Source organism: Mycobacterium sp., assembly GCF_035499775.1.
Classification (GTDB): Bacteria; Actinomycetota; Actinomycetes; order Mycobacteriales; family Mycobacteriaceae; genus Mycobacterium.
Window position 1 is genome coordinate 1 of sequence record NZ_DATJYB010000640.1, and the last position, 2,468, is coordinate 2,468.

The 2,468-nt window shown below is 65.2% G+C and carries 3 protein-coding genes; all 3 read right to left on the bottom strand.

What is annotated here, in order from left to right; translation table 11 throughout:
• Positions 1–856, bottom strand: an 856-nt coding sequence (gene dmpG, locus VML93_RS38045; protein WP_325618984.1) for a 4-hydroxy-2-oxovalerate aldolase, incomplete at its 3' end; no start/stop codon positions are given.
• Complete coding sequence (locus tag VML93_RS38050) at positions 853–1,773, bottom strand: acetaldehyde dehydrogenase (acetylating) (RefSeq protein ID WP_325618986.1); 921 nt, start codon at positions 1,771–1,773, stop codon at positions 853–855. The genes dmpG and VML93_RS38050, both read right to left, overlap by 4 nt.
• 10 nt (positions 1,774–1,783) lie before the next feature.
• Positions 1,784–2,468 (bottom strand): 2-keto-4-pentenoate hydratase (locus VML93_RS38055; RefSeq protein WP_325618988.1); only part of this gene is annotated, 685 nt, incomplete at its 5' end.

The window sequence follows — 2,468 nt, forward strand, 5'->3', positions numbered from 1 at the left end:
CGTTGCGGTCGAGCAGGCATTCGGCCGGCATTGCCGGGCGCACCACGTCCTCGGCGGCGTCGGCGATGTCGAAGAAGTCGATGCCGGTCTTGACGCCTATCTTGTCGAACACCCCGATCAAAGCCTCGACGGGCGCGTTACCCGCGCCCGCACCGAACCGGCGCACACTGCCGTCAATCTGCTTGGCACCCGCGCGCACCGCCTCGACCGAGTTCGCGACCCCGAGTCCGAGGTTCTCATGCCCGTGGAAACCCACCTGAGCGTCGTCGGCGAGTTCGGCGACCAGCGCGGAAACCCGGTCGGCCACGCCGTCGAGCACCAAGGCGCCGGCCGAGTCGACGACGTAGACGCACTGACATCCGGCGTCGGCCATGATGCGGGCCTGGGCCGCCAGCTTCTCCGGCGGAATGGTGTGGGCCATCATCAGGAACCCGACAGTTTCCAGGCCCAGCTCGCGGGCCAGCCCGAAGTGCTGGATCGACACGTCGGCCTCGGTGCAGTGGGTGGCGATCCGGCAGATCGACCCGCCGTTGTTCTGGGCCTCCTTGATGTCTTCCTTGGTGCCCACGCCGGGCAGCATCAAGAAGGCGATCTTGGCCTCTTTGGCGGTTTCGGCCGCGAGCTTGATCAGCTCCTGTTCGGGGGTCTTGGAGAACCCGTAGTTAAAGCTCGAACCGCCCAGCCCGTCGCCGTGCGTCACCTCGATCACCGGCACGCCTGCGGCGTCCAGGGCAGCGACGATGGCGCCGACTTCGTCCTTGGTGAACTGGTGACGCTTGTGGTGAGACCCGTCCCGCAACGACGTGTCGGTCATCCGGACATCCCAGACCGGGTTGAAGAAAATGTCGGTGGTCATGCCTGTACTCCTCCCGCCGTCGCGGAGAGTGATTCCTTCGCGATCTCTTCGCCGACCTTCGTGGCCGCGGCGGTCATGATGTCCAGGTTGCCCGCGTACGGCGGCAGGTAATCGCCGGCGCCCTCGACCTCAACGAACGTGGTGACCACCGCCTGGCCGCCCGAGTTCATCGACGGCTCGTCGAATTGCGGCTCGTTGAGCAGCCGGTAGCCGGGCACATACGTCTGCACCTCGGCCACCACCTCGTGGATGGAGGCAGCGACCGCGTCGCGGTCGGCGTCCTCGGGGATGGCGCAGAAGATGGTGTCGCGCATGATCATCGGCGGATCGGCCGGGTTGAGGATGATGATCGCCTTGCCGCGCTTCGCACCGCCGATGGTCTGTACGCCGCGCGAGGTCGTCTTGGTGAACTCGTCGATGTTGGCCCGAGTGCCCGGCCCCGCCGAAGCTGAAGCCACGGACGCCACGATCTCGGCGTACGGAACCTCGACGACCCTGGACACCGCGTACACGATGGGGATGGTCGCCTGTCCCCCGCAGGTGATCATGTTCACGTTCGGGGCATCCAGATGCTCACGCAGATTCGCCGGCGGGATCACCGCCGGGCCTACCGCGGCGGGTGTCAGGTCGATCGCCCGGATACCTGCCGCCTCGTACTTCGGCGCCGCATCTCTGTGCACGTAGGCGCTGGTCGCCTCGAATACCAAGTCGGGTTTCTCGGGCTGTTCCAGCAGCCAGTCGACGCCTTTGTGGCTGGTCTCCAAACCGAGCTTGCGCGCGCGGGCCAGGCCTTCGCTCTCCGGGTCGATCCCCACCATCCAGCGGGGTTCCAGCCAGTCCGACCGCAGCAGCTTGTACAGCAGATCAGTGCTGATATTTCCCGACCCGACAATGGCGACACTTGCCTTGGCAGGCATGTTGCTCCTCTTATTCAAACGACAAACGAACGGCGCCCAACCCTGCGAAGTCCGCGACGAACTCGTCACCGGGCCGCGCGTCGATCGCAAAGGTGCAGGATCCGGGTAACACGATGTCACCTTTTTTCAGCCGCACCCCAAAGCTTTCCACCTTGCGGGACAACCACGCCACCGCGGTGACGGGATTACCCAACACCGCGTCGCTGCGGCCCTCGGCGACCACCTCGCCATTGCGGGTCAACGTCGCGTCGATCGCCTTGACGTCGATATCGGCCGGCGGCACCCGCGCCTCACCCAGCACGAAGCCCGCCGACGAGGCGTTATCCGCGATGGTGTCGCATAGCTTGATTTGCCAGTCCTTGATCCTGGTATCGATCAGCTCGATCGACGGAACCAAAGCCTCGGTCGCGGCCAGCACGTCTTCCTCGGTGCACTCGGCACCCGGCAGGTCCTCGGACAGGATGAAACCGACCTCAACCTCCACCCGCGGGAACAGGTACCTCCCAGCCTTCACCGGAACGTCTTCGAACACCTGCATCTCGTCGAGCAGATGTCCGTAGTCGGGCTCGTCGACGCCCATCATCTGTTGCATCACCTTCGACGACAGCCCCACCTTGTGCCCCACCACCCGGGCGCCCTCCGCGACCCGTTGACGGATGTTGATCAGTTGGATCTCATACGCGTCGACGACGTCG